The sequence below is a fragment of the Pandoraea pneumonica genome (assembly GCF_902459645.1).
GTDB lineage: Bacteria > Pseudomonadota > Gammaproteobacteria > Burkholderiales > Burkholderiaceae > Pandoraea > Pandoraea pneumonica.
Genome location: NZ_CABPSK010000003.1, coordinates 611,519 through 636,250, shown reverse-complemented (window position 1 = coordinate 636,250; position 24,732 = coordinate 611,519). Strand labels below are relative to the sequence as shown.

The 24,732-nt window shown below is 63.1% G+C and carries 23 protein-coding genes and 1 pseudogene; 15 read left to right on the top strand and 9 right to left on the bottom strand.

Going from position 1 to position 24,732, the window contains the following annotated elements; genetic code table 11:
- Positions 1–14: 14 nt before the first annotated feature.
- Positions 15–704 (bottom strand): response regulator transcription factor, encoded by a 690-nt coding sequence (locus PPN31114_RS18465; RefSeq protein ID WP_150680935.1) that lies wholly within the window; start codon positions 702–704, stop codon positions 15–17.
- Positions 705–905: 201 nt separating this feature from the next.
- Between PPN31114_RS18465 and recA the strand changes: the two genes are divergently transcribed.
- The 8 genes from recA (at position 906) to PPN31114_RS18425 (ending at position 9,208) form a co-directional block, all read left to right on the top strand.
- Entirely contained in the window at positions 906–1,970 is a 1,065-nt protein-coding gene (gene recA, locus PPN31114_RS18460; protein WP_150680934.1) for a recombinase RecA, read from the top strand.
- A 79-nt stretch (positions 1,971–2,049) separates the two neighbouring features.
- The gene (gene recX / locus PPN31114_RS18455; protein WP_150680933.1) at positions 2,050–2,595 is read left to right on the top strand and encodes a recombination regulator RecX; all 546 of its coding nucleotides are present in this window, start codon (positions 2,050–2,052) and stop codon (positions 2,593–2,595) included.
- Between the two features lie 329 nt (positions 2,596–2,924).
- The gene (locus PPN31114_RS18450; RefSeq protein ID WP_150681151.1) at positions 2,925–3,602 is read left to right on the top strand and encodes a DUF2889 domain-containing protein; all 678 of its coding nucleotides are present in this window, start codon (positions 2,925–2,927) and stop codon (positions 3,600–3,602) included.
- A complete protein-coding gene (gene sucC, locus PPN31114_RS18445) occupies positions 3,599–4,765 on the top strand; it encodes an ADP-forming succinate--CoA ligase subunit beta (protein WP_150680932.1) in 1,167 nt (388 codons plus the stop codon). Before PPN31114_RS18450 ends, sucC begins: the two co-directional genes overlap by 4 nt.
- 83 nt (positions 4,766–4,848) lie before the next feature.
- Positions 4,849–5,730 carry a succinate--CoA ligase subunit alpha gene (gene sucD / locus PPN31114_RS18440; protein WP_150680931.1) on the top strand — a complete coding sequence of 294 codons (882 nt, stop codon included), beginning with the start codon at positions 4,849–4,851 and terminating at the stop codon, positions 5,728–5,730.
- 125 nt (positions 5,731–5,855) lie between these two features.
- Positions 5,856–6,584, top strand: coding sequence for a TerC family protein (locus PPN31114_RS18435; RefSeq protein ID WP_150680930.1), 729 nt, complete (start codon positions 5,856–5,858; stop codon positions 6,582–6,584).
- A gap of 180 nt (positions 6,585–6,764) precedes the next feature.
- Entirely contained in the window at positions 6,765–7,289 is a 525-nt protein-coding gene (locus tag PPN31114_RS18430; protein WP_150680929.1) for a pilin, read from the top strand.
- Between the two features lie 107 nt (positions 7,290–7,396).
- Positions 7,397–9,208, top strand: coding sequence for a PglL family O-oligosaccharyltransferase (locus PPN31114_RS18425; protein ID WP_150680928.1), 1,812 nt, complete (start codon positions 7,397–7,399; stop codon positions 9,206–9,208).
- Positions 9,209–9,272: 64 nt separating this feature from the next.
- On the opposite strand, the gene thiD is transcribed toward PPN31114_RS18425, so the two are convergent.
- Complete coding sequence (thiD, locus tag PPN31114_RS18420; protein WP_150680927.1) at positions 9,273–10,145, bottom strand: bifunctional hydroxymethylpyrimidine kinase/phosphomethylpyrimidine kinase; 873 nt, start codon at positions 10,143–10,145, stop codon at positions 9,273–9,275.
- A gap of 212 nt (positions 10,146–10,357) precedes the next feature.
- On the opposite strand from thiD, the gene PPN31114_RS18415 reads away from it, so the two are divergent.
- The 7 genes and pseudogenes from PPN31114_RS18415 to PPN31114_RS18385 all read left to right on the top strand — a co-directional run bounded on the left by PPN31114_RS18415 (position 10,358) and on the right by PPN31114_RS18385 (position 16,253).
- Positions 10,358–10,528, top strand: coding sequence for a rubredoxin (locus PPN31114_RS18415; protein WP_006400971.1), 171 nt, complete (start codon positions 10,358–10,360; stop codon positions 10,526–10,528).
- 24 nt (positions 10,529–10,552) lie between these two features.
- Entirely contained in the window at positions 10,553–11,983 is a 1,431-nt protein-coding gene (locus PPN31114_RS18410; protein ID WP_150680926.1) for a hypothetical protein, read from the top strand.
- A 106-nt stretch (positions 11,984–12,089) separates the two neighbouring features.
- The gene (locus PPN31114_RS18405) at positions 12,090–12,659 is read left to right on the top strand and encodes a YqgE/AlgH family protein (protein WP_150680925.1); all 570 of its coding nucleotides are present in this window, start codon (positions 12,090–12,092) and stop codon (positions 12,657–12,659) included.
- Positions 12,656–13,084 carry a Holliday junction resolvase RuvX gene (ruvX, locus tag PPN31114_RS18400; protein ID WP_150680924.1) on the top strand — a complete coding sequence of 143 codons (429 nt, stop codon included), beginning with the start codon at positions 12,656–12,658 and terminating at the stop codon, positions 13,082–13,084. Before PPN31114_RS18405 ends, ruvX begins: the two co-directional genes overlap by 4 nt.
- Before the next feature lie 68 nt (positions 13,085–13,152).
- A pseudogene (locus PPN31114_RS18395) lies at positions 13,153–14,106 on the top strand (aspartate carbamoyltransferase catalytic subunit); the annotation flags it as partial.
- An 8-nt stretch (positions 14,107–14,114) separates the two neighbouring features.
- Positions 14,115–15,410 carry a dihydroorotase gene (locus tag PPN31114_RS18390; RefSeq protein ID WP_150680922.1) on the top strand — a complete coding sequence of 432 codons (1,296 nt, stop codon included), beginning with the start codon at positions 14,115–14,117 and terminating at the stop codon, positions 15,408–15,410.
- A gap of 12 nt (positions 15,411–15,422) precedes the next feature.
- A complete protein-coding gene (locus PPN31114_RS18385; protein WP_150680921.1) occupies positions 15,423–16,253 on the top strand; it encodes a lysophospholipid acyltransferase family protein in 831 nt (276 codons plus the stop codon).
- Positions 16,254–16,396: 143 nt separating this feature from the next.
- Here the strand turns inward: PPN31114_RS18385 and PPN31114_RS18380 are convergent, their stop codons facing one another.
- The 7 genes from PPN31114_RS18380 to PPN31114_RS18350 form a co-directional block, all read right to left on the bottom strand.
- Entirely contained in the window at positions 16,397–17,413 is a 1,017-nt protein-coding gene (locus PPN31114_RS18380) for a symmetrical bis(5'-nucleosyl)-tetraphosphatase (protein WP_150680920.1), read from the bottom strand.
- A 114-nt stretch (positions 17,414–17,527) separates the two neighbouring features.
- Positions 17,528–18,619: an MraY family glycosyltransferase gene (locus PPN31114_RS18375; protein WP_150680919.1), complete on the bottom strand. Its 1,092-nt coding sequence runs from the start codon at positions 18,617–18,619 to the stop codon at positions 17,528–17,530.
- A gap of 49 nt (positions 18,620–18,668) precedes the next feature.
- On the bottom strand, positions 18,669–19,766 hold the full coding sequence (locus PPN31114_RS18370) for an MraY family glycosyltransferase (RefSeq protein WP_150680918.1): 1,098 nt from the start codon (positions 19,764–19,766) through the stop codon (positions 18,669–18,671).
- A gap of 55 nt (positions 19,767–19,821) precedes the next feature.
- Positions 19,822–20,976: a glycosyltransferase family 4 protein gene (locus PPN31114_RS18365; protein WP_150680917.1), complete on the bottom strand. Its 1,155-nt coding sequence runs from the start codon at positions 20,974–20,976 to the stop codon at positions 19,822–19,824.
- 6 nt (positions 20,977–20,982) lie between these two features.
- Positions 20,983–22,176 carry a glycosyltransferase gene (locus PPN31114_RS18360; RefSeq protein ID WP_150680916.1) on the bottom strand — a complete coding sequence of 398 codons (1,194 nt, stop codon included), beginning with the start codon at positions 22,174–22,176 and terminating at the stop codon, positions 20,983–20,985.
- On the bottom strand, positions 22,137–23,354 hold the full coding sequence (locus PPN31114_RS18355) for a glycosyltransferase family 4 protein (RefSeq protein WP_246182630.1): 1,218 nt from the start codon (positions 23,352–23,354) through the stop codon (positions 22,137–22,139). The genes PPN31114_RS18360 and PPN31114_RS18355 overlap by 40 nt, the downstream gene beginning before the upstream one ends.
- A gap of 4 nt (positions 23,355–23,358) precedes the next feature.
- Positions 23,359–24,576, bottom strand: coding sequence for an oligosaccharide flippase family protein (locus PPN31114_RS18350; RefSeq protein ID WP_150680915.1), 1,218 nt, complete (start codon positions 24,574–24,576; stop codon positions 23,359–23,361).
- Positions 24,577–24,732: the final 156 nt, after the last annotated feature.

Sequence of the window (24,732 nt, the reverse complement as noted above, 5' to 3'; positions counted from 1 at the left end):
AGGCGCATAAAACCTCACGCCGCGTTGGCAGGGGCAGTTGCGGGTTTTTCCAGACAGTAGCCCAGTCCGCGAATCGTCGCGATGCGCACGCCGCTCGGCTCGATCTTCTTGCGCAGCCGGTGCATGTACACCTCGATGGCGTTGTTGCTTACCTCTTCCCCCCAGCCGCACAGATGGTCGACGAGTTGCTCCTTCGAGACGAGTCGGCCGGTGCGCAACAGCAGCACTTCGAGCAGTTCGAGTTCGCGCGCCGACAAATCGAGCATCTGCTCACGTATATAGGCAGTGCGCCCGACCTGATCGAAACTGAGCGGCCCGTGCCGGATGACCGTCGAGCCGCCGCCCGCACCACGCCGCGTGAGGGCGCGCACGCGCGCTTCGAGTTCGGCGAGCGCAAACGGTTTGGCCATATAGTCGTCGGCGCCGAGATCGAGGCCCTTCACGCGTGCGTCGACGCTGTCCGAAGCGGTCAGTATCAAAACAGGCAGATGGGAATTTCGGGCGCGCAGCCGGCGTAGCACTTCGTGGCCGGGCAGGCGGGGCAGACCAAGGTCGAGAATCAGCAGATCGAACGTCTGGGCAGATAGCGCGGAGTCGGCTTCGAGCCCCGTTTTGACGTGATCGACGGCGTAGCCTCCCTGGCGCAGCGAGCGAGTCAGGGCGTCAGCCAGAATGCTGTCATCCTCTGCGATGAGAATTCGCATGGGCGTGATAGGCTTGTTAGGCACCGGAGCCTGACGGCTGCGGCGTGTCTCCAGTGATGTTGCGGCGCGTGGTTCGCGGCTTTTTTTGTCGTTTCGGCGCTTTCGGACAACAGGCACTTGCCAAAAGCACTGTTTTTTTATACAGTGCTGGCATTCACGCCTCACTCGAGCCGTCTCGCTCATCATATCAAAGGACGATTCATGGAAGAAAGCAAGAAAGGGTCTGCCAATCTGTCGGCTGAGAAGGGCAAGGCGCTCGCCGCTGCCCTCGCGCAGATCGAAAAGCAATTCGGCAAGGGCTCGATCATGCGTCTTGGCGACGGCGAGGTCGAAGCTGACATCCAGGTCGTCTCGACGGGCTCGCTGGGTCTGGACATCGCGCTTGGCGTCGGTGGTCTGCCGCGTGGCCGTGTGATCGAAATTTACGGACCGGAATCGTCGGGTAAGACGACGCTCACGCTGCAAGTCGTGGCGGAGATGCAAAAGATCGGCGGCACTTGCGCGTTCATCGACGCGGAACACGCGCTCGATGTCGGCTATGCCAACAAGCTGGGCGTCTCGGTGCCGGAACTGCTGATCTCGCAGCCGGACACGGGCGAACAAGCGCTCGAAATCGCCGACGCCCTGGTGCGTTCGGGCTCGATCGACCTGATCGTCATCGACTCGGTTGCGGCACTGGTGCCGAAGGCCGAAATCGAAGGCGAAATGGGCGACTCGCTGCCGGGTCTGCAAGCGCGTCTGATGTCGCAAGCGCTGCGTAAGCTCACCGGTACGATCAAGCGCACGAACTGCACGGTCATCTTCATTAACCAGATTCGTATGAAGATCGGCGTCATGTTCGGTAACCCGGAAACGACGACGGGCGGTAACGCGCTGAAGTTCTACGCCTCGGTGCGTCTGGACATCCGCCGTATCGGTTCGATCAAGAAGGGCGACGAAGTCGTCGGCAACGAAACCCGCGTCAAGGTGGTGAAGAACAAAGTCTCGCCGCCGTTCCGCGAGGCGATCTTCGACATCTTGTATGGTCAAGGCATCTCGCGCGAAGGCGAAATCATCGATCTGGGCGTCACCGCCAAGATCGTCGAGAAGTCGGGCGCCTGGTATAGCTATAACGGCGAGAAGATCGGCCAAGGTAAGGACAACGCACGCGAATTCCTGCGTGAGAATCCTGACATCGCGCACGAGATCGAAAACAAGGTGCGTGCATCGCTCGGCGTGACGGCGATCAACGAGACCGGCGAGATCGAAGCAGACGACGAGGTCTGATGACCTCCGAGTCAATGCGGCAACGCGACGCTGAAAAGGCGTCGCGTTGCCGTTTTTGTTTTAGCGGCACCGCATCATCATGATGAATCGACGTCCTCCCCGTACGCCGCAAGATCCACCGCCTCCGCCGGGGGATGAAGCCGTTGCGGCCAAGCGCTCGCGCAAACCCGTGCTCAGCCTCAAAGGCCGGGCACTGGGGTATCTGTCGCGTCGGGAATATAGCCGTGCCGAATTGCGCCGCAAGCTCGCGCCTTATGTCGATGCCGAGGAGCCCGAAGCATTGGATCGTCTGCTCGACGCGCTCGAAGCCGAGCGGTGGCTATCCAACGAACGCTTCGCCGAGAGCGTGGTGCACCGCCGGGCCTCGCGGCTGGGTACGACCCGCATCGTCGGTGAACTCCGGCAACATCAAGTGGACCCGGAAACCGTAGCCGCCCTGGCCGAGCAGTTGCGCGACACCGAGCTCGCTCGCGCCCGCGCCGTTTGGCAGAAAAAGTTCGGTGAAGTCGCCACTACACCTGAAGCACGCGCCAAACAGATGCGTTTTCTCGCATCGCGCGGCTTTTCTCGTACCGTTATCAGCAAAATCGTGCGGGGCGCCGATGAGTTCTCGGACGATAGCTAACGCTGACGCAGCGGCGGTAAAAATTTTTTCTCATAAATGAAGCGTCATTCATCGGCAGTGGGCAACGCAATCGCCACGTTACCGAACGGGTTGCGCATACCTCGCGTGACGTATGACGCGGCACGGAAACTCGCGTATCGCCTTGCTTCCACGGTTATCGCGATGTGGCGTCGCACCATGTTCGCGACGGCATCGAAAATCGCATAACCCGACCAGTGGGTCGGGTAATTGAGCCTTATGCAGCGGGCGTCTGCTGCACTGCGGCAGACGGTTTCGCTGCCTATGCTAGAATCAAGGTCTTTCTGCGTTCATGCATTGCACACTCTCGCATGCCGCTCTCTGAGCCTGCCTCTCGTACCCTGCGTCACCGCCGCACGATCGCTGTCGAAGCGTATTCGCGCGAGGATGGCCTATGGGACATCGAAGCCCGTCTAACCGATCACAAAGATCGGGATTTTGCTTTGGCTACGGGCCTTCGCAAGGAGGGCACGCCGATTCATGAGCTATGGCTGCGGGTGACGATCGATGAAGAGTTCGAAGTGCGCGACGCTGAAGCCGTGTCCGATTGGGTGCCGTATCCCGGCATTTGCGATCAGATCGGTACCGAATACCGTCAGTTGATCGGTCTTAACCTGCGCCGCGGCTTCCGCCACGGTGTGCGCGAGCGACTCGCCGGCGCGGCAGGCTGTACGCATCTGACAGAACTATGTAGTGTCCTGCCCACGGCAGCGATTCAGGCCTTTGCCGGTGTTGTCATTCACACACCGGACACTGCGGCCAATGACGCCGAGAACACGGCGCCTCCTTTCCAACTCGGACATTGTCACGCCTTGCGGTTTGATGGCGAGGCAGTGCGCCGGTTTTACCCGCGCTGGTTCAACGGCCGCGCAAACGATCGAGCGAACGAGCCCACGACGCCCGCCACTACCGAAGCGGTGCGCGATGGTGCCTCGACTCGCAAGCTCGAACCCAAACTTCCAACTCAGCAAGAAGGGAATCACGCATGAAGATTCATGAGTATCAAGGCAAGGAAATCCTCCGGAAATTCGGAGTCGCGGTGCCCCGCGGCATTCCGGCGTTTTCCGTGGACGAGGCCGTGAAGGCAGCCGAAGAACTCGGCGGTCCGGTTTGGGTGGTCAAGGCCCAGATTCACGCAGGCGGTCGCGGTAAGGGCGGCGGCGTGAAGGTGGCCAAGTCGCTCGAGCAAGTGCGCGAGTACGCCAACCAGATCCTCGGTATGCAACTGGTCACGCACCAGACCGGTCCGGAAGGCCAAAAGGTCAACCGCCTGTATATCGAAGAAGGCGCGGACATCAATAACGAACTGTACGTCAGCCTCGTGGTTGACCGCGTCACGCAGAAGATCGTGATGATGGGTTCGAGCGAAGGCGGCATGGACATCGAAGAAGTCGCCGAAAAGCATCCGGAACTGATTCACCACGTTGTCATCGATCCGTCGGCCGGTCTGACCGACGCGCAAGCCGACGACTTCGCCAAGAAGATCAGCGTCCCCGACGCTTCGATCCCGCAAGCCCGCGCGATCCTGCAAGGTCTGTACAAGGCCTTCTGGGAAACCGACGCATCGCTGGCCGAAATCAACCCGCTGAACGTGTCGAAGAACGGCACGGTCACGGCGCTGGACGCCAAGTTCAACTTCGATTCGAACGCCCTGTTCCGTCACCCGGAAATCGTTGCGTACCGCGACCTGGACGAAGAAGATCCGGCTGAAGTCGAAGCCTCGAAGTTCGATCTGGCTTACATCTCGCTCGACGGCAACATCGGCTGTCTGGTGAACGGTGCCGGTCTGGCCATGGCCACGATGGACACCATCAAGCTGTTCGGCGGCGAGCCGGCCAACTTCCTGGACGTGGGCGGTGGTGCCACGACGGAGAAGGTGACCGAAGCGTTCAAGATCATGCTGAAGAACCCGAACCTGACCGCCATCCTGGTCAACATCTTCGGCGGCATCATGCGCTGCGACGTCATCGCCGAAGGCGTGATCGCTGCGTCGAAGGCCGTTTCGCTGAAGGTGCCGCTGGTCGTGCGCATGAAGGGCACGAACGAAGACCTGGGCAAGAAGATGCTCGCTGAGTCCGGCCTGCCGATCATCGCCGCAGACAGCATGGAAGAAGCTGCCCAGAAGGTTGTTGCAGCTGCCAAGGGCAACTAACAGAACTGTCTTAGCCGCAGCGGCGCGCCGCCTCAAAGGGGTGCGCGAACGCTGCCCGGCAACCGGATGAAGGAAATCAAGCAATGTCGATTCTGATCAACAAAGATACCAAGGTCATCACCCAGGGTATTACTGGCAAGACTGGCCAGTTCCACACCCGCATGTGCCGCGAATACGCGAACGGTAAGAACGCGTTCGTCGCTGGCGTGAACCCGAAGAAGGCCGGCGAGGACTTCGAGGGCATTCCGATTTACGGTTCGGTCAAGGACGCCAAGGAACAAACCGGCGCGACCGTGTCGGTGATCTACGTGCCGCCCGCAGGCGCTGCTGCCGCGATCTGGGAAGCCGTCGAAGCCGATCTGGACCTGGCGATCTGTATCACGGAAGGTATTCCTGTTCGTGACATGATCGAAGTGAAGGACCGTATGCGCCGCGAAGGTCGTAAGACCCTGCTGCTCGGCCCGAACTGCCCGGGCGTGATCACGCCGGACGAACTGAAGATCGGCATCATGCCGGGTCACATCCACAAGAAGGGTCGCATCGGCGTCGTGTCGCGCTCGGGCACCCTGACGTACGAAGCCGTGGGCCAACTGACCGCACTGGGTCTGGGTCAATCGACCGCCGTCGGTATCGGTGGCGACCCGATCAACGGTCTGAAGCACATCGACGTCATGCGCATGTTCAACGACGATCCGGATACGGACGCCGTGATCATGATCGGTGAAATCGGTGGTCCGGACGAAGCCACGGCTGCTGAGTGGATCAAGGGCAACATGAAGAAGCCGGTCGTCGGCTTCATCGCTGGCGTGACGGCGCCTCCGGGCAAGCGCATGGGCCACGCCGGCGCGCTGATCTCGGGCGGTGCCGATACGGCAGAAGCCAAGCTGGCCATCATGGATGCCTGCGGCATCAAGGTGACCAAGAACCCGTCGGAAATGGGCCGCCTGCTCAAGTCGGTGCTGTAATTACCGTCGGTCGACCCCGTTGCGGCTGCCCGAACCGGTAGCCGCACGATCGGTCACTCGAAAGGGAGTCCGGACTATCGGGCTCCCTTTTTTGCTATGGGTTTTCAACCAAGGATAAATTCGCGATGCTGGCGTTCTTCGCTGAGCTGAACTGGGCAGCGGTGCTGCAAATCATCATGATCGACATCCTGCTGGGTGGCGACAATGCCGTGGTGATCGCGCTCGCGTGCCGCAATTTGCCGGCCAAGCAACGTTTGCAAGGCATCGTGTGGGGCACGATCGGTGCGATCGTGTTGCGCGTGATTTTGATCGCGTTCGCTGTGACGCTGTTGGCGGTGCCCTATCTGAAGGCGCTGGGCGGCTTGGCGCTGCTCTGGATCGGCATGAAGCTGCTCGTGCCCGACCACGACGCGCACGACAGTGTGAAGCCTGCCGACAAGCTCTGGACCGCGGTCAAGACGATTATCGTGGCCGACCTGGTGATGAGCATCGACAACGTGATCGCCATCGCGGGCGCCGCCGAAGGCGCTGCCGATCATCACCAATTGCCGCTCGTGATTTTTGGCTTGCTCGTGAGCATTCCGCTGATCGTGTGGGGCTCGCAACTGGTGTTGAAGGCCCTCGACCGTTTCCCTGTCATCGTGATGGCGGGCGCCGCGCTGCTCGGCTGGATTGCCGGCAATCTGATCGTGACCGACCCGGGCATCGGCCCGTGGCTGCACCTGCCGGGCGCAGCGGCCCAATACACGCACTACATTGCGTCGGCCATCGGTGCGCTTATGGTCGTCGGCGTGGGGTTGCTGCTCCGACGTCGCAGCGAGGCGCGTCATTTGCGTGCAACCTCTTCGGAATAATCGGGTCCATTGGGCGGGTGATTCTGAACACCCGCACAGCCCCGCCCGATTTTGATCTGCGGCAGGGCTCGCGGCGCGGGGGCTATGGCATACTCCGCCCACTTCCCCCCGACGAGCGCCGTTTCTTCTCTGAAATGGCGCGTCCGTTTCGTTTTCAATGCTTTCGCTGGGAGTTACACAATGCGTCGTTTCGGCCACCGGACCACCGGTATCGCCAAGTCCCGGGGCTTCACCCTGATCGAGCTCATGATCGTGTTGGCGATCATCGGCGTGCTGGTCACGGCAGGCGTCCCGTATCTGCAAAATTATCTGGTGCGTGCGCGCGTCGTCGAGGGGCTCGGGTCGGCAGCAGCGGCCAAGGCACTCGTTTCTGAGAACGCCATGCACGGCGCGCCGTTCAATAGCGGCTGGCAAGCCCCGAGCGCGACGGATAACGTCAACGCGGTGAGCATCGAAGCGTCGACCGGCAATGTCACCATCGCCTACACGCAGCGCGCGGGCGATGGCTCGATCGTGCTGGTGCCCACGAGCACCGGTGCCGACGGCAAGCCGCAGACGCTGAGCGTGGGCAAGACGCCGGAAGGCCAGATCGTCTGGACCTGCTACGCGCAAGGGCGCGACGGGGCACCGACCGGTGCCACGCTGGCAGCCAAGCTGGCACCGCCCGAATGCCGTGGTGCACAGGCGGAAGCCGCGAAGTCCTGAGTCGAAGTCCTGAGTCGGCGTCGCTCGCATGAAATGGTCGCCCCTTCGGCGGCCATTTTTCGTTATGCTTGCGCATCTTTCAACCGGTGTACTGCACGGCGGCGACCTTGTTTCCACCTCTGCTTCTCTCGATGATCGGGCTCACGCTAGCCGCGATCTGGGCTCTGCCCTACAACTTCGTCAAACATACGTATCCGATCTCCACGTTCTATTCGGAGTCATTGGCGTTCTCGTTGTTTGCCTTACTCGGCGTGTTGTCGATGGTGGCCGTGTGGCGGCGCGATTCGCGCTTGCTGCAACTGCCGCGCATCACGTGGATGCCGTTGATGTACATCGCGGTCATCCTGGTGCAGCGCGCGACCATGGCGACCGAACTGCCGCAGTTGATGATGACCGCGCTGCTCTATGGCGTCGGCATGATCGTGGCCGCGAGTTCGGGCTTCTGGCTGGCGCAATTGGGCTGGCGCGGCACCCTCATGCGATGGAGTGCGGCCGCGCTGACGCTCGGCGGGCTGTACGCGTTCGGCGCCCAAGTGGTGCAGGCCTTCCATCTCGAAGCGCATGTGCCGGGGCTGGTGGCGAAGTACACCGTCACTGCCGCGCGTCGCTTGTTCGGCAATATGTATCAGCCGAATCATCTGGCGACGTATCTGTCGCTCGCAAGCGCCGGGGCGTTCTATCTCTGGTATCAGCGCAAGCTGCCGGTGTGGCTATGGCTGCCCGTGTGTGCGGCGTTCGACATCGGGATTTGCTTCACCGGCTCACGCACGCCGTGGCTGCAACTGGCGTTGCTGTCGGCGTTCGGCCTGTGGCTCGTCTGGAACGAGCGCGCGATGGCGCAGCAGCACGCACCGCACAATCTGCGCGGCCCGCTGCGCTGGTTCGTGCCGGTGGCCATCTTGCCGTTGCTGTTCCTGATGACGACGTTTGTCGGTTGGGCCAACGTGGCGTGGGGTTTGCAACTCGACGGCAGTGCGGTCGCGCGTATGCAGCAGGCGGGGCAGGTGGTGGGGCGCTTGAATCTGTGGGAATACGGGTTCGCGATCTTCCGAGAGCATTGGCTCTTTGGTGCCGGGTGGTCGAACTATATCGATGCGCAGTTTGCGTTGGTCGATAAGCTCGGCCCGGTCGAGATGGCCGACAACGCGCACAACGCGCTGCTCGATCTGCTGGCGAAGATCGGCCTCGTCGGCACGCTGCTGGTACTGGTGCCTTTGCTGCTGTGGTTCGTGCGTGCGGTGCGAGCCATCAAATCGGCGCCGGTGGCATTCGCGTTCATCTTGCTCGGCATGCTCGCCGTGCACGCAATGCTCGAGTATCCGCAGCACTATGCGTTCTTCTTGCTCCCTGCGTTGTTCCTGCTGGGTTTTTGCGATACCAAAGCGATCAATGGCGTGTCGCCCGCGGCCACAGGCGCGATCAATGGCGTGATCGTGCTGTTCGCTTGCGTCGCGATTCCGTGGTTGATTGGTGACTATCAGCGTGTGGAAGTCGCGTACCGTGCGGGCAAGATCGAGACTTACCGGACCGATCCGGCGTTGTTCTTCGCCCCGTATGGCGACTACGCCGTGACCGGCGCGCTGTACCTCAATCGCGATCAGCTCGACGAGAAGCTGGCCTCCCATCGTGAGGCGCTGGCGCTCGGGGCCGGGCCGACGATGATCAAGCGCTATATCGTTTTGCTTGCACTCGCCGGTCGAGACGACGAGGCGCTGGAAGATGTGCAGCGCTTGAAGAACTACAACATGCTGATCTTCGACGGCCAGTACGCTTCGCTGATTCGCATGTTGCGTAGTCAGGGCGACGAACTGAAGCCGTTCGTTGCACGCGTCATCGAGAAGTGGGGGCGTCCGAAGGGCGATCCGGATGAGGACGATGCCATGGCAGCGCCAGCGTCGGCGACGCGAAAGGTTTCCTGAGCGCCGACGCGCTAGTTGGCGCGTATTAAGCAAATCGCCCGCAATTGCGGGCGATTTGTTTTCGTCAGGCCTTCTCGTCAGCGTCCGGGGGAATGACGATGTCGGGCGCATCCGTTGCCGCCCCGTCTTCGTTCTCGTCGGCGCGCGCCCAGAAGAATCGATCGGGGAAATGCCGCCCCATACCGGGCCGGAAAGCGTTGGCGAGCACTTGTTGCAAGTACTCCTGCGCTTCGCGCACGGCCTCGGGCATGGCCAGTCCGTTGGCCAGCATCGCGGCCACGGCGGCCGCGAGCGTGTCCATCGCGCCGGCCACGTTATGCGGCGGGCGGTCCCACGCGTCTTCGCGCACTACGCCGTCGTCCGAATACAGCGTGTGAGTGAATTGCGGCGCGTTGCTGTCGCTCACCAGAATGAATTCACAACCGTGTTCCAGAAGAATGCTCACGGCTTCGTCGAGCGCGAGGTTTTCGTTCTCGCTCACGGTCTGCGCCAGCGCGACAACGCTCGCGGGGCTTGCGACGAGCACGCTCGCCTGCGGCACGAGCAGGCTCGCCGTGGCTTCGCGCAGTTCGTCGGCGGAGAGCAGGTGCTCGCCGGCCAGACCGAAGTCGGGTGCTACCACGAGCGGCGTCTCGTCGTAATCGGCCACGATTTCGGCAATCGCTGCGACATTTTCGGCATTGATCGCGCTGCCGACCTTGAACGCGGCGACCGGCATGTCTTCAAGCAGCATGCGGGCCTGATCGACGATCCAGTCGGGATCGACGGGTTGTACGTCGACGCAAGCGCGTGAGTCTTGTGAGGAATAGCCCGTGAGTACCGACACGCCATAACCGCCCATGCTCGCGAACGTGAGCAGGTCGGCCTGGACGCCGGTAGCCGAAGTGGGGTCGGAAAGCCCGAAGGTCAGCGCAATGGGAGGGGATTCAGTGTGCATGGAGGCAGGATAGACGGCGATCTGGTCAGGGCTTGGGTTCGTTGGTACCATCACGCCTTAAATGCCCGCTTCGGAGCGCTTGCAAGCGCCGTGGGCTGCACCCGCCGGGCAAGCTATCGGCAGGTCCCCACATCACCGTACGACAAGTCTGTCGTCGGGGCCCGAAGCGGTTGACAAGCCATTGTAACGGAACGCTAGTCGCTTAAGAAAGAATGGAATACAAGAGCTGGATGTGCCTCATTTGCGGCTGGATTTATGACGAAGAGGCTGGTTTGCCCGACGAAGGCATTGCCCCCGGCACGCGCTGGGAAGACGTGCCTATCAACTGGACCTGTCCGGAGTGCGGCGCCCGCAAGGAAGACTTCGAGATGGTGCAGATCTGAGGCCGATGGCCTGATCGACCGCCCATGGTGACCCCGCAAACGCCCCCCGACGCCTCTCAGAGCCCTTCAACGCGCGAGACGCGTGACGCCCCGTTGTGGCGCCTGCCCGATGTCGCCGAGGCGCTGACCGAAGCGTCCGACGCCTGGTCGAACGGACCGGCGGCGGCGCTCGGGCCATTACGGCGTGCCAATCGACTGTTGCAGACAAGTGGCCATGCCGACTGGGCGCTCCATGGCGAGCGGCTGGTGCAAGCCATTGCCGAGACGGCTTATGGTCAGCCGGGCAGTCAAGACGCCATGCGCAATGCGTTGCGTCAGTTCGAACGGGAGATATGGCAGGCTGGCGCCGCACCATCGACGCTGGCTGCGGCAATGCCTGCGGCAGCGTCCGAGGGGGCCGAAGGTCGTAGCTGGCCCGGCGCTCCGACCGCCGGTGAGTTGCGCATGACGGGTTGGGCGGTTGCCACGCCACGTCTGCATGGTCTGCCGGCAGGCACGGCGCCGCTGCGCGCCGATGTCGAGCGGGTGTTGCTGCGCCTGCTGCGCCCGGATGCCGATGCTACCGACACCACGGCAGCGCTCGCACAACTCGCGGATCTTGCTGCCGATTTGCACCGTGCCGGGGCGACAGCGCCCCTCGACTACTGGCGTCTCGCGGCGGCGTGGTTGCGGTTTGCACGCGCCCCGCTGAGTCTTGCGGACAAGCGCCAGATCGGGCGGATGAACATGGCGTTGCGGCGGCAGCTAACGCGCCCCACGACGCCGGGGCAGACCGTTCAAGCGTCGGCCGTGCCGACGTCCGTGGCTCCGGCGGCGACCGCTTCCGCTACCGCCGCAACGAATCCCGGCCAGACGACCGCCAAAACACAAGCCGAAGTCATCCCGGGTCACGACCTGATCGAAGCGCTGGCCACCTGGCAAGCGCAGGCACCGGATAGTTGGCTGAGCACGCTGCTGGCCGATTTTGGCGTGCTGCGCCGCTCGGGCACGCTGCCCGAATCGCTGGCCGATGCCGTCGAAGCTGCCCAGAAGCAAGGCGCGGGATCGAGCTCGCGCGACTGGCTGCGCATCGGTCCGCTCGCGGTGCGGCATGACGTTTGTCAGACCTTCCTGAGCTTGGCCGACGAAGCCCTACCGAATTTGAACGATCCCGCCGTGGCAGGGCGCGTTGCCGAATATGCGTCGGCCATCGGCTTGGCGCCGGTCGCCCGGCTCGCGGCGGCTGTGTCGGCCACCGGCGAGCGGCTTGCTGCATCGCCCCCCGCCGAGCCGGGCGGACCGGCGGCGCTGGCCATGACCGTCAAGGCGTTGCGCGGCATGCTGCACCAGTTTGCGGCAGACGCGTATCCGGAGCCGCGCCCCGACCTGATCGCCGAGATGGCCATGTGGCGTGAGCGGGCGCTGGACGCGAGCGTATTCGGACAGCGGCTCGTCACCGGGCGTGACGTTCCGTGATAAAGTCGGCGCAAAGGCTGCCCTAGGGGGACCAGACCCGAGGTGGCCGATGGCCGTAGCACGATGCGGCAAGCCCGCAAACCGTCCGCTAATCAAATTTGGCCCTATGCCGAACGACCGTATCAATCTCACGAATCAGTTCCTTATCGCCATGCCCGGCATGGCCGATCCGACGTTTTCCGGAACGGTCGTGTATCTGTGTGAGCACAGCGAGCGCGGGGCGATCGGACTGGTGATCAATCGTCCGACCGACATCGATCTGCAATCGCTCTTCGAGCGGCTCGACCTCAAGCTGGAAATCGACCCGTTGGCCCATCAGCCGGTGTTTTTCGGCGGCCCGGTGCAGACCGAGCGCGGCTTCGTGCTGCATGAGTCGACGGGCACCGCATACAGCTCGTCGCTGTCGGTGCCGGGCGGTCTCGAGATGACCACCTCGAAGGACGTACTCGAAGCCGTGGCTAACGGCGACGGCCCCAGCCGGTTCCTGCTCACGCTCGGTCATTCGGGCTGGAGCGCCGGGCAACTGGAAGATGAAATCAGCCGCAATGGCTGGCTGACGGTGGCCGCCGACCCTGGCATCGTGTTCGATGTGCCACCGGCCGAACGTTTCGACGCTGCACTCGCGTTGCTGGGAGTGTCGTCCTCGATGCTTTCCGCCGACGCCGGTCACGCATGACGGCTGGCAGCGCCACGGTGCTCGCCTTCGATTACGGCGAGCGCCGTATCGGAGTGGCAATCGGCAATTTGCTGATCCGCGAAGCCCGTGCCCTCACTGTTCTCGCCAATCTCAATCGCGAAGTCCGTTTTGCCGAGACCGGCAAGCTCATTGCCGAATGGCAGCCAGAGCTCATCGTCGTTGGCCTGCCATGTCATCCCGATGGCACGCCGCACGAAATGACACAACAGGCCAAGCGCTTCGGCAATCAGGTCAACGGACGCTTCAATGTCCCTGTGGTGTGGGTCGACGAGCGGTATTCGTCGGTGGCAGCTGCCGCCGCGCTCGCGGAAGCCGGCGTCAAGGTCTCGCAAAAGACCTCGCTCGACGCCGAAGCCGCCCGCATCATTCTCCAGCAGTACTTCGACGAGCATGTGCCTGCCTGACAGAACGTGCACGCGATCGCTGGCTGCCCCTTCGGAGTCGCCGTATGGCTAATGGAATTCTCGGCCGGCGCGGCCACCCGCAACTCACCCGCAACGGCGAGTTGAAGCACTTGCTGACGGTAGAAGGCCTGCCGCGCGCCGTGCTCACGCACATTCTCGATACCGCCACACAGTTCGTCAGCCTCAACGATGGCGACGTGAAGAAAGCCCCGTTGCTGAGCGGCAAATCCGTTTTCAATCTGTTCTTCGAGAACTCCACGCGTACGCGCACGACGTTTGAAATTGCGGCTGCGCGTCTATCCGCCGATGTGTTGAATCTGAATATCAACGCGTCGTCGACGAGCAAGGGCGAGACGCTGCTCGACACGATCGGCAACCTCTCGGCGATGCATGCCGATTTGTTCGTGGTGCGCCACGCGCAGTCGGGCGCACCGTACTTGATCGCCGAGCATTGCGCGCCGCACGTGCACGTCATCAATGCGGGCGACGGCCGTCATGCGCATCCGACGCAGGGCCTGCTCGACATGTACACGATTCGCCATCACAAGGGCGACTTCAACAACCTGACGGTGGCCATCGTCGGCGACATTCTGCATTCGCGCGTCGCCCGTTCGGACATTCACGCACTGACCACGCTCGGCGTGCCGGAAGTGCGCGCCATCGGCCCGCGCACGCTGCTGCCCACCGGGCTGGAACAACTCGGTGTGCGCGTGTTTCACGACATGGACGAGGGGCTGCGCGACGTGGACGTCATCATCATGCTGCGGTTGCAAAACGAGCGGATGAATGGCGCATTGCTGCCCTCGGCGGGCGAGTATTTCAAGTATTACGGCCTCACCCCGGCGCGGCTTGCGTTGGCCAAGCCGGACGCCATCGTCATGCATCCGGGGCCGATGAACCGCGGCGTGGAGATCGATTCGCAGGTGGCTGACGGTCCGCAGTCCGTCATCCTCGAACAGGTGTCGTTCGGCATTGCCGTGCGCATGGCGGTGATGAGCATCGTCGCGGCTAACAACGGTTGAGGGTGCCCATGAAACTGCATTTGAAGGGTGGCCGCGTCATCGACCCCGCCACCCGTACCGACCGGGTGCAAGACGTATTTATCGCCAACGGCCAGATCGCTGCTTTCGAGCAAGCATCGGCCGACTTCACGGCAGACCGGACGATCGACGTGAAGGGACTCGTCGTGGCGCCCGGCTTGGTCGATCTCGCCGCCCGCAAGGTGACTGCGGCGAGCGAAGCGGCGGCGGCGCTCGCCGGTGGTGTGACGCGCGTGGTGTGTCCGCCCGACACCGATCCGGTGCTCGACGAGCCCGATCTCGTCGAGATGCTCCAGCTTCGCGCGCAGGCCATGCACCATGCGCAAGTTCACCCGCTCGGTGCCCTCACGGTTGGGCTCGGCGGGAAAGAACTCACCGAGATGGCCCAGCTGACTTCCGCCGGATGCATCGGTTTGTCGCAGGCCAATGCGCCCATTGCCGACAACCGCACGCTATTGCGAGCCCTGCAATATGCGGGCACCTTTGGGCTGACCGTCTGGCTGCGTGCCCAAGATGCCGCCCTCGCTGCCGGGGGCGTGGCCGCCAGCGGCGCGGTGGCGTCGCGCCTGGGGCTGGCGGGGATTCCCGTGGCTGCCGAGACGATTGCGCTGCACACCATTCTCGAACTCGTACGTGTGACCGGCACGCGCGTGCATCTGTGCCGTTTGTCGTCGGCCGCAGGCGTCGCGCTCGTGCGGGCGGCCAAGGCGGAGGGGTTGCCGATCACGTGCGACGTTGCGGCGCATCACCTCCATCTCACCGACATGGACATCGGGTATTTTGATGCCCAGTACCGGCTCGATCCGCCGTTGCGCGGCCAGCGCGATCGCGAGGCGATTCGCGATGCCGCTCGCGACGGCACGATCGATGCCATTTGTTCCGACCACACGCCGCTTGCCGCCGACGCTCGGTTGGTGCCGTTTGCCGAGGCAGAACCGGGCGCCACGGGGCTCGAATTGCTGCTGTCGCTGGTCTTGAAATGGGCCGACGAAGCGCGTGTGCCGTTGATCGATGCGCTGGCGCGCGTGACACATGGCCCCGCACAGCGGCTGGACAACGCTGGCGGACCCGCCCGATCGGGCATCGGGATTGCCGGAGCGGGTAGACTAGCCGTCGGCGTGCCTGCCGATCTGTGCGTGTTCGAACCGTCGGCTTATTGGACGGTATCGCCAGCGTTGCTGCGTAGTGCGGGACACAACACACCGTTCCTCGGGTACGAATTACCGGGACGCGTGCGTCTGACGCTGGTCGGTGGCCACGTGGCGCATGAAACTCTTGCCGTTTAGGACGCGATAGCCGTGCTGTTGATCAAAAAACTCCGTCTGGGCCTGCACCTTGCGCGCGGTCTGCTGACTGCACTGGTGCTCTTCCCGATGCTCTCGGAAGCGGGCAAGCATCGCCGCATTCGCGCGTGGTCGCAGAAGTTGCTGCGGCTTTGCGGCATGCGTCTCGAAGTCGAGCAGGCTGCGCCGTTGCCCGAGGGCGGCGTGATGCTGTTGTGCAATCACGTCTCGTGGATCGACATCTTTGCCATCAACGCGTGGCAACCAGTGCGTTTCGTGGCCAAAGCCGAGATTCGTCACTGGCCGCTCGTGGGGTGGCTTTGCGTGCAGACGCGCACGATCTTCCTGCAACGCGAGCGTCGTGCCGACGCGCGCCGCATCATGCATTACCTATCTGACTGTCTGGGTGACGGCGACATCATCACGGTGTTTCCGGAGGGCACGACGACCGATGGCCGAAGTCTCCTGCCGTTCCACGCGAATCTGCTGCAAGCGCCAGTGAGCACGGGCAAGCCGGTGCAGCCGCTGTGCCTGTTCTATACGGATGCGGCAAGCGGGCGTCACACGATGGCACCGGCGTATATCGGTGAGATGACGCTGATCGAGTCGATCGACATGATTCTGCGAGCGCCCCCGATGACGGTGCGTTTGGCCGTGGGCGAGCCGCAGTATCCGCAGGACGGGCAGCATCGACGCGAAGTGGCGCTCGGCGCGCAGAAGGCGGTTGGCGAGCAGTTGCAGGGGTATCTGCCGGAAGCGGTACTGCCGCAAAGCGGTTCGGTCGGATCGCGCGACGCTGCAATGGGCGACGAGGAAGGCGATACCGCTCAGGCCGTGCAGGTTTGATGCGCCGCCCCCTTTAGCGTCAACGAAGCAACGAATAACCAGCAGCGACGCAGCAACAAAAAACGGCACCAGCAGATTCACTGCGGTGCCGTTTTTGTATGGGGTGTGATGTCGTTCGGTGAAGTAACGTCGCCAGATTCGGCTTACGCCTCTTTGCGCTTGGCCGTCTTCTCCACTTTCTCGACCTTCTCCAGCTTGACGCGTTTCTCCGCGTTCTTGCCGATCTTTTCGATCTTGCGCGCAGATTTCCCGAGCTTCTCTTCCTTGGCGGCCTTGAATGCATCTTCGGCCTTCTCGGACTTCTTAATCTTGCTGCGCTTCTTGCCGTCGCCCGAGCCGAACGGGTCACGCACTTGCGGGCAGTCGATCTGAATCAGGTCGCGTTGCGCAGGCGCGTCCGCGAGCTTAACGGCGCTGAGCTTCCCGCCCCACACGCACCCGGTATCGAGCCCGAGTACGCGATCGCGCATGACCAAACCGAGGGCCGACCAGTGGCCGAACACGACGGTGACATCGGCGGTGCGTCGATTGGGCGCATCGAACCACGGTTTGAGGTCGTCCGTGGCGGCGTCGGCCCCTTCCTTGAGCTTGAAGTCGATACGGCCATCTGCCGTGCAAAAGCGCAGGCGCGTGAGCGCATTGATCGTGAGACGTCGGCGATCTTCGTCGGGCAACCCTTCGCGCCACTGATCGGGCTGATTGCCGAACATGCGCGAGAGAAACGTTTGCCAGTCCGGTCCGCGCAATTGCGTTTCGACGTCGTGAGCGAGCGTCACGACCTGTGCGGCGTCCCATTGGGGCAGCACGCCGGCGTGCACCATCAGATGACCGCGGTCGAAATGCGCGAGCGGGCGATGGCGCACCCAATCGATGAGGGCATCGCGATCCGGCGCGTTGAGAATATCGTCGAGCGTGTCGCTGCCGTGCGCTTGGCGCACCCCGGCGGCAACGGCTAACAGATGCAGGTCGTGATTCCCCAGCACGGCGGTGACGCGATTGCCAAGGGCGATGACCTGACGCAGAGTATCGAGGGAACGGGGGCCGCGATTAATGAGATCGCCCGCGAGCCATAGATCGGCATCCTGCGGCAAGAGGGCAAGGAGTTCTTCGAACGACGTTTGGCAACCCTGAAGGTCGCCGATGGCATAGATGTCACGCATCGCGGTGGCGCTGTCTTGTCTTGTTGTCCCGAACAGGGGGATTCCGTGTGCTGCGGCCGCGCGCCTTGGTGAGTTATCTACCCTCTACTCAGGCGCGTCGCCCCCCGTGGTCATTCATTTTTTGTAGATCAGCCAGCGCGGGGCCTTGAATCGGACGATGCGCAGGTACAGCCAGACATACGTCACCATGAACGCGACGCAGCACAGTGCGAGCACCAGACTGTGTCGCCAGAAGACTGTCGCCGGGATCACTGCCAGCAAGCATAACAGCCACAGGTACGGGGACGTCAAGGAATTGCGTTGCGTGAGCGCGCTCGCCGTGCGCACGCCGACGGCCCAGCGCATCAGCCGCTTGTACACCAGCATATGCAGGTGCACGCCATCGGGAATGCCGGGCGAAATACCGCGCACGAAACGCTTGCGATAAATCGAGAAGCAGACCTCGAAGGCGGGGTAGATCACCATGAGCGCGGGATACCACGGCGAGACCTGCGGGTTACGCATCACGAGCAGGATGGCAATTTCGGCGAGCATGAACCCGACGAAATAGGCGCCGCCGTCGCCCAGGAAGATCAGGCCGCCGGGGAAGTTGAAGATGAAGAAGCCGAGAATCGCACCGACCATGATCATCGACGTGGTGAGCACGATGGGGTCTTGCACCTGAAACCCGACGTAGCCGAGCGAGGCGAACATGATCATGGCGACCATGGCGGCAAGCCCGTTGAAGCCGTCGATGATATTCACGGCATTGGCCATGCCCGCCACGCACAGCACGGTGAGCGGTACCGACACGGCGGCCAGTATCAATGCGCGGTCGGCCAGCGCGATGTCGATGCGTGTGATGTGGATGTCGAGCAGCAGCCAGGCGAGCAACGCGGCGAACATGGTGCAGACGAGCCGCACGGTAGGCGTCACCTTCTTGGTCACGTCCTCGACGAAGCCGGCGAGAAACGCGGGCAGGCCGCAGGCCACCAGCAGGAGGATGTCGCGCGCAACTTTCGGATAGGGGAAGCCGAGCGCCGTCGCCGCGACGATCAATCCGGCCAAAATGCCGACGCCGCCGATGCGCGGCACCGGCCGTACGTGAAATTTCTGCACGCCGGCGACATCGCTGTCACCGGAGAAACGGGCGTGCACGTGCGCGTAACGCACGATGAACAGCGTCGTGATAAACGACACCACGAGGGCGATGGCAAGACTCAGCATGGGGCGACCCGATGGCCTGAAGCAGGGCCATCAACGAGTGAAGCGAAATTCAGCGTTTCTTTTTGACGATCATCCAGCGCGGGGAGCGGAACCGCACGATGCTCCGGTACAGCCAGACATAGGTCACGATGAACGCCAAACAGCACGCGGCAAGAATACCCGTGTGGCGCCAGAAGATCGTCGCGGGCACGACGGCCAGCAGACATAGCACCCAGAGGTACGGAGACGTCATCGAGTTACGTCGCGTGAGCTGTGCGGCGACGCGCGAGCCGACGGCCCAACGCAAAATCCGCTTGTAGATGAGCATGTGCAGGTGCACCCCGTCCGGCATGCTGGGCGAGACACCCCGCACGAATCGACGGCGATAAATCGAGAAGCACACCTCGAAGATCGGGTAGATCAGCATGAGCGCCGGATACCACGGCGACACCAACGGATTGCGCATCACGAGCAGGATGGCGAGCTCTGCGAGCATGAAGCCCACAAAATACGCCCCACCGTCACCGAGGAAAATCAAGCCATTGGGGTAGTTGAAGATGAAGAACCCCAGCACGGCACCGATCATGATCATCGATGTGGCCAGCACGATGTAGTCGTTGACTTGAAAACCCACATAGCCCAGCGAGGCGAACATGAAGATGCTCACCATTGCCGCCAGACCATTGAATCCGTCGATGATATTGACGGCGTTGGTCATCGCCGCCGTGCAAATCACGGTCAACACCACCGAAATCACGGGAATCGCCAACAACTGATCCACCGGTGCAATACCGATGCGATTGATGTGAATGCCCAGCACGAGATAGGCGATGAAAGCGGAGACCATGGCGCACAACAGGCGCATGCGCGGCGACACGCGCTTGGTAATGTCTTCGATGAAACCGCCGAGGAATACCGGGGCCGCACACGCTGCGAGCAGCAGGATTTCTTCCAGCGGCCCGGGGTAGTGAAAGTTGGCGAACGTGCCCGCGGCGAGCAGTCCAAGCATGATGCCCAAGCCGCCGATCCGGGGCACCGGATGGGCATGGACTTTCTGGACACCCTTGGTATCGCTATCGCTCGAAAAATGCGCGTGCACGTGGGCATAACGCACAATCAGCAGCGTGGTGATAAACGAGACTACGAGGGCCACTGTCAGGTTCAGCATGGTACGGACAAGTCGTTGAGCGCGATGTTAGTTCTTATATGTGACTGGCGTCAGCTTACTGCGCTGAATCGGATGAGAGCCTTGGGCGATTGTCGCTCCCATCGACCTCGCCGAGGACTCTGAAATACTCGGCGATCACCAGACCTTCGTCGAAATTTTGCGCTACTTTAGCACGCCCGGCATGTCCGACCGCCGCCAATTCGGCAGGTGACATCCTCGACGTTGCTGCCATTTGTGCTGTCAGGGCCTTGGCGTCCTGAACGGGCACGACCCATCCGGTACGGCCATCGTCGACGACTTCGCGGCACCCTTGTACGTCGGTAGTGATCACTGGACGCGCCATCGCGCCAGCCTCTAGAAGGGTTCGCGACAGCCCTTCGCGATAGGACGGAAGGACAATGCAGTGCGCCTGTGCGATGGCCGGTCGCACCTCCTGTGTCACGCCCAAATACTCGACAAGCCCTTCACGCTCCCAGGCGGCGATCTGATCGTGCGAAATGGATGTCGGGTTCTCGACGTCTGCCGGTCCGAGTAGTTGGCATTTGACGTGCGGTGCCGACGACTTCAGCGCGCGCGCCGCCTCGATGAATTCCAGCACGCCTTTGTCGCGCAGCATGCGTGCGATCAGCAAAAACCGGAACGAGCCATCGTCGGCAGGCCACGGAGCACTGGCAAAGTGATTGAGGTTGACCCCTTCGCCGGGCAGCAGCCGTGCCTTACGCAGATCGACGAGGCCCCCGCCGACCATCGCTTCGAAATCCGACTCGTTCAGGAACCAGTTCTCCCGCGTGTGGCGAAACGCGTGGCGATAGAGTTGTCGCACGATTCGGGTCAGGAAAGAGCGGTTGATGAAGACCGTGCCCATCCCCGTGGTGATCGACACAGAGGGAACGCGCGCCCAATGCGCCGCCATCGCCCCGTAGATATTGGGTTTGATCGTGTAGTGAAAGCAAACGGCCGGACGAACGCTGCGGTAAAGACGATACAGCCGCCAGGCAAGCGCGAGGTCGCTGAAAGGATTTTTCCCCTTCGACGCCATCGGCATGATGTGGACAACGCACCCCATCGCCCGCAAGAGCGGCGAGTAGTCGTCGTCCGGGGCCACTACGTGAACCGGATAACCGTCGGCCAGCAATGCGCGGATAGGGCCACCACGGAAGTTATGGATCGACCAGAACGAATTGGAGCAAAACAGAACGGGCTGGCGCATGGGCGATCAGTAGGTTGAGGCGGTTCGCACGGCGAGCTGCGCATAGCAATCGAGCCAGCGCGCCACGACGGCGTCGAGCGAGTAATGGGTGACGATGCGCTCGCGGTTGGTGGCGCCGATGGCGTTCAGCGCATCGGGGGTGTGCTGGCGCAGGCGCAGCGTTTGGAGAATGGCATCGCCCAGGGCCTGGGCGTTGCCGACGGGAACCAAGGCATTCCCGTCGTGCGCGCCAAGCAATTCGCGCACACCGCCGCAGTCGGTCGAAACCACCGGCAGCGCGCTGGCCATGGCTTCGCCGATCACGAGCGGCAGGCCCTCCCAGGCCGACGACATGGCGTAGACATCGGCGGCGCGCATCCAGTCGGCAACATCGTCGCGACGGCCGAGCAGCGTGACGGTCTGCGCCAGGTTCAGAGCGTCGACACGTGCCTGCAAGGCGGCGCGCAATGGACCGTCTCCGGCGACGAACAAGCGGGCGTCGGGCATCTCGCGGTGCACGTTCGCGAAGGCGTCTAACAGCGTGGGGTAGTCCTTCGCGTCGACCAGACGCCCCGCAGCAAGCACGATAGGCACCGCGCCGTGCCCATCGGCAGACGGCGCGAGCGATGCGGGCAGCGACGCACGCAGCGCCGCGCGATTGGCGGCATCGGGCCGATAGCGTTGCGTGTCGATGCCGTTGGGCATGCTGACGATGCGCGACGCGGGGGCTGCGCCTTGGGCGACGAAAGCGGCCACGGCGTCGTCGCTGACATTCGTCGTCAGGTCGGTGAGTCGGTCGGTGAGCCGGTAGGCGAGCATGCGGGCCCGTCCACCTTCATTGCGGCTGTGCGCGCTGGTGACGAGCACCGGCATCGATACGAATAACCGAGCCACGCGCGCAAGCAGGTTGGCATGCACCATGTGCGCGTGCACGACGTCGGGCCGCAAGCGCCGGATATGCGACGCGAATTGCGCCAAGGCAGCGGCGAGCGACCACGGCGTTTTGTTGGCGCGCAATTCAATCAGCGAGAAACGCGGCGAATCGGGCAGCCGCACGGCGCACTCGCCGGTCAGCGAGATCATGACGACCTCGTGCCCCTGCGCGAGAAAACCACGGGCGAGATCGGCCACTTGCGTTTCCGCGCCGCCCAATTGCAAGCCGGTGACGAACAAAACGATCTTCATGACGTAGCCTCGGCGCTTGCCGTCGATGGCTGCCATAACGTCTCCCAGCGCGCCGCGATGGCGTCGGGACGGAAGCGTTGTGCATGCTGATAACCGGCCAAACCCAACCGGCTGCGCAGTGGCGCATCGTCGATCAGGCGGCGCAGGGCGGCGCTCAGTGCATCGATGTCGCCGTCGGCAGCGATCAGGCTGTCGATACCGTCGTGCAGCAGCGCTCGCGGCCCGGCGTCGGCGGCAAATGCTGCGATCGGCAGTGCGTACGCCTGGGCTTCGAGCAACACGAGGCCGAAGCTTTCACGTCGCGACGGCAGACAGTAAATCGCGGCTTGCGCGTAGTGCTGCGCGATATCTGCCACGGCGGGGAGCAACTGCACGGTGTCGCCCACGCCGAGCGCCTGCGCCTGCGAGCGCAGCGCGTCGCGCAACGGGCCATCGCCAACAATGCGGACTTGCCATCCCGTGACAGGGGTGGCGTCCCCACCGCTGGCGGTGATATTGAGGGCGATTTCAGTGGCGGCGTCAGTGGTGACGTTAGCGGTGCTGTCAGTGACGATTTGGGCCCAGGCGGCGATCAGCCGGTCGAATCCCTTCTCCGGCACCAATCGCCCGACGGCGAGCACGCAGCGCGCGCCGTCGTGAGACGGCGGTTCGGCCGGGGCAGCAATCCCCAGCGGATTCGGCAACGTCACGAACTGCGCCCGCGCGTGCGGGTGGTGGGCCTGCCAGGCGTCGCGGTCCGCATCGGTGAGTACCACCACGGCGTCGTAGCGGCGTGCGGCCAACGCCCGCGCCCAACGGCGTGCGCGGCGGCCGAGGTCGCTGGCGTAGGTGCTGTGTTCCCAAGCGATTCGCCGTATCGGCAGGCCTAACGTCGCCGGGAGCGTGTAGAGCGCGAGCATCGGGTCGACGTCGATCATCACGTCGATGCCGTGGGCTTTCACAAATCGCCTGACGTCACGAACGATCGGCAAATAGTGGTGCTTGAACGCCACCCGTTCGGCGAACAACGCGTGATGCCGGACTTCGGGTGCCAACGCAAACACGGGCGTATGGCCCCACAGGGACAGCACGTGCACGCGGTGTCCGCGCGCGGCGAGCGCATTCGCCAGCGTAGCGGTGGCGCGCTCGGCACCGGCGAAAGCGGCCAGCGTGCCGGTAAACAGGCAGATCGTTTGGGGGCGCGTGGCGGGCATGGCTGACGTGGTAGGAGGCATCGCGTCAGTCCCGTCGCAGCAGCCAGATACCGAGCGCCAGGGCGGCGGCGTAACCCGCGCCATACCCCAGTGCACCCGCCATGGCCCCGATTTGCGGCGCGAAACTACGCACCACCACGAACGCGATCACGGCCGCGCATAGCCATTTGGCGACGACCCAACGGCCTGCACCGCGTCGGATCAGCGTCAGGTTGAGTGCGGCATCGGCAAACACCAAAATGCCCATGAGCGCCGAGACGCGCAGAATCTGCGCCGATTCGGCAAACCCCGCCCCGTAAATCAAGTGCACGATCCACGGCGCGAGGATGGCAATGGGGACGGCGAGGCTTGCCCCGGCGGCGACCATGAGCCATACGGCGCGCACGGTATTGCGCCGCGCCTGTGTGTTGTCGTTCGCCTGAAAGATCAATTGCGGGGCCAGCGAATTTGCGATGATCGGCGCGACGAGAACGAAGTTCTCCGTGATTTGCATCGCGGCGGCGTAAGCGCCAAGTTCCGCTAGCGGAATGATGGGTTTGAGCACCAGTTGATCGATGCGCTTGAAGAGCATCATCAGCATCAATCCGCCCCAGAACGTCAGGCCGCTGGTGAGCAATTCACGCAACAGATCGCGTCGCCAAACGACCGGTGTCGCGGGCGAGTGCCGGAAGTAATAGCGGGCCAACAGGGCTGCGGCGACGATGGCTTCGATGGCGTAGACGACGGCAAACGCGACGATGCCTGCATGCGTGACGAACAACACCGCCACGAGGGCGAGTTTTGCACCGAGCGCGCACAGATTGGCCGTGACGCTGGGCCGGTTGTACGTGCGCGCTTGCAACCAGGCGATGACGATGCCGACCGGCTCGCGAAACCAGAGCGCGACGCCGAGCCAGAGGGCGGCGGCCATCAGTTCGGAGTCCGCAAACGCGATGACGTAGATGGCGAGCGCGGCGTAGGCCACGGCAGCGGCGGCCAGCCGCAGCATGAAGGCGTGGGCGATGACCGTGCGCTGCTCGGCTTCGGGTTTGCCGACGAGCCGGGGTACGACGACCTCGCTGCCGCATAGCAGCGTGAGCGAGGCGGCGAGAAATACCAGCGATTGCGCGTATTGAAACAGGCCGAACTGCGCGGCACCGAGACTGCGGGCGAGGAGGCCGGAGACCACAATGCCGCCGACGATTTGCGCGCCGCGCTCGGTCAGCATCCAGAGGATGTTGCGAATGATGGTCCGGTAAGGCATGTGGGCGGGCGCGCGGCTCACTCGTTGTCGAAATAAGCAAAACCGGCCTTGAGAGGCCGGTGCTGGGAGACTTCACTCGCTTGTCATCGTGAGCCGGTACGGTTCGCCGGGCGATTGTAGGCACTCGCTGACAAGGGTTTCGCGGGCGTGCCGCAG

Bases quoted from the DNA above. Each gene is read 5' to 3' on its own strand.
- PPN31114_RS18465 (WP_150680935.1), bottom strand. From the start codon at position 704: ATGCGAATTCTCATCGCAGAGGATGACAGCATTCTGGCTGACGCCCTG.
- recA (WP_150680934.1), top strand. From the start codon at position 906: ATGGAAGAAAGCAAGAAAGGGTCTGCCAATCTGTCGGCTGAGAAGGGC.
- recX (WP_150680933.1), top strand. From the start codon at position 2,050: ATGATGAATCGACGTCCTCCCCGTACGCCGCAAGATCCACCGCCTCCG.
- PPN31114_RS18450 (WP_150681151.1), top strand. From the start codon at position 2,925: ATGCCGCTCTCTGAGCCTGCCTCTCGTACCCTGCGTCACCGCCGCACG.
- sucC (WP_150680932.1), top strand. From the start codon at position 3,599: ATGAAGATTCATGAGTATCAAGGCAAGGAAATCCTCCGGAAATTCGGA.
- sucD (WP_150680931.1), top strand. From the start codon at position 4,849: ATGTCGATTCTGATCAACAAAGATACCAAGGTCATCACCCAGGGTATT.
- PPN31114_RS18435 (WP_150680930.1), top strand. From the start codon at position 5,856: ATGCTGGCGTTCTTCGCTGAGCTGAACTGGGCAGCGGTGCTGCAAATC.
- PPN31114_RS18430 (WP_150680929.1), top strand. From the start codon at position 6,765: ATGCGTCGTTTCGGCCACCGGACCACCGGTATCGCCAAGTCCCGGGGC.
- thiD (WP_150680927.1), bottom strand. From the start codon at position 10,145: ATGCACACTGAATCCCCTCCCATTGCGCTGACCTTCGGGCTTTCCGAC.
- PPN31114_RS18415 (WP_006400971.1), top strand. From the start codon at position 10,358: ATGGAATACAAGAGCTGGATGTGCCTCATTTGCGGCTGGATTTATGAC.
- PPN31114_RS18410 (WP_150680926.1), top strand. From the start codon at position 10,553: ATGGTGACCCCGCAAACGCCCCCCGACGCCTCTCAGAGCCCTTCAACG.
- PPN31114_RS18405 (WP_150680925.1), top strand. From the start codon at position 12,090: ATGCCGAACGACCGTATCAATCTCACGAATCAGTTCCTTATCGCCATG.
- ruvX (WP_150680924.1), top strand. From the start codon at position 12,656: ATGACGGCTGGCAGCGCCACGGTGCTCGCCTTCGATTACGGCGAGCGC.
- PPN31114_RS18390 (WP_150680922.1), top strand. From the start codon at position 14,115: ATGAAACTGCATTTGAAGGGTGGCCGCGTCATCGACCCCGCCACCCGT.
- PPN31114_RS18380 (WP_150680920.1), bottom strand. From the start codon at position 17,413: ATGCGTGACATCTATGCCATCGGCGACCTTCAGGGTTGCCAAACGTCG.
- PPN31114_RS18375 (WP_150680919.1), bottom strand. From the start codon at position 18,619: ATGCTGAGTCTTGCCATCGCCCTCGTGGTGTCGTTTATCACGACGCTG.
- PPN31114_RS18370 (WP_150680918.1), bottom strand. From the start codon at position 19,766: ATGCTGAACCTGACAGTGGCCCTCGTAGTCTCGTTTATCACCACGCTG.
- PPN31114_RS18365 (WP_150680917.1), bottom strand. From the start codon at position 20,976: ATGCGCCAGCCCGTTCTGTTTTGCTCCAATTCGTTCTGGTCGATCCAT.
- PPN31114_RS18360 (WP_150680916.1), bottom strand. From the start codon at position 22,176: ATGGCAGCCATCGACGGCAAGCGCCGAGGCTACGTCATGAAGATCGTT.
- PPN31114_RS18355 (WP_246182630.1), bottom strand. From the start codon at position 23,354: ATGCCTCCTACCACGTCAGCCATGCCCGCCACGCGCCCCCAAACGATC.
- PPN31114_RS18350 (WP_150680915.1), bottom strand. From the start codon at position 24,576: ATGCCTTACCGGACCATCATTCGCAACATCCTCTGGATGCTGACCGAG.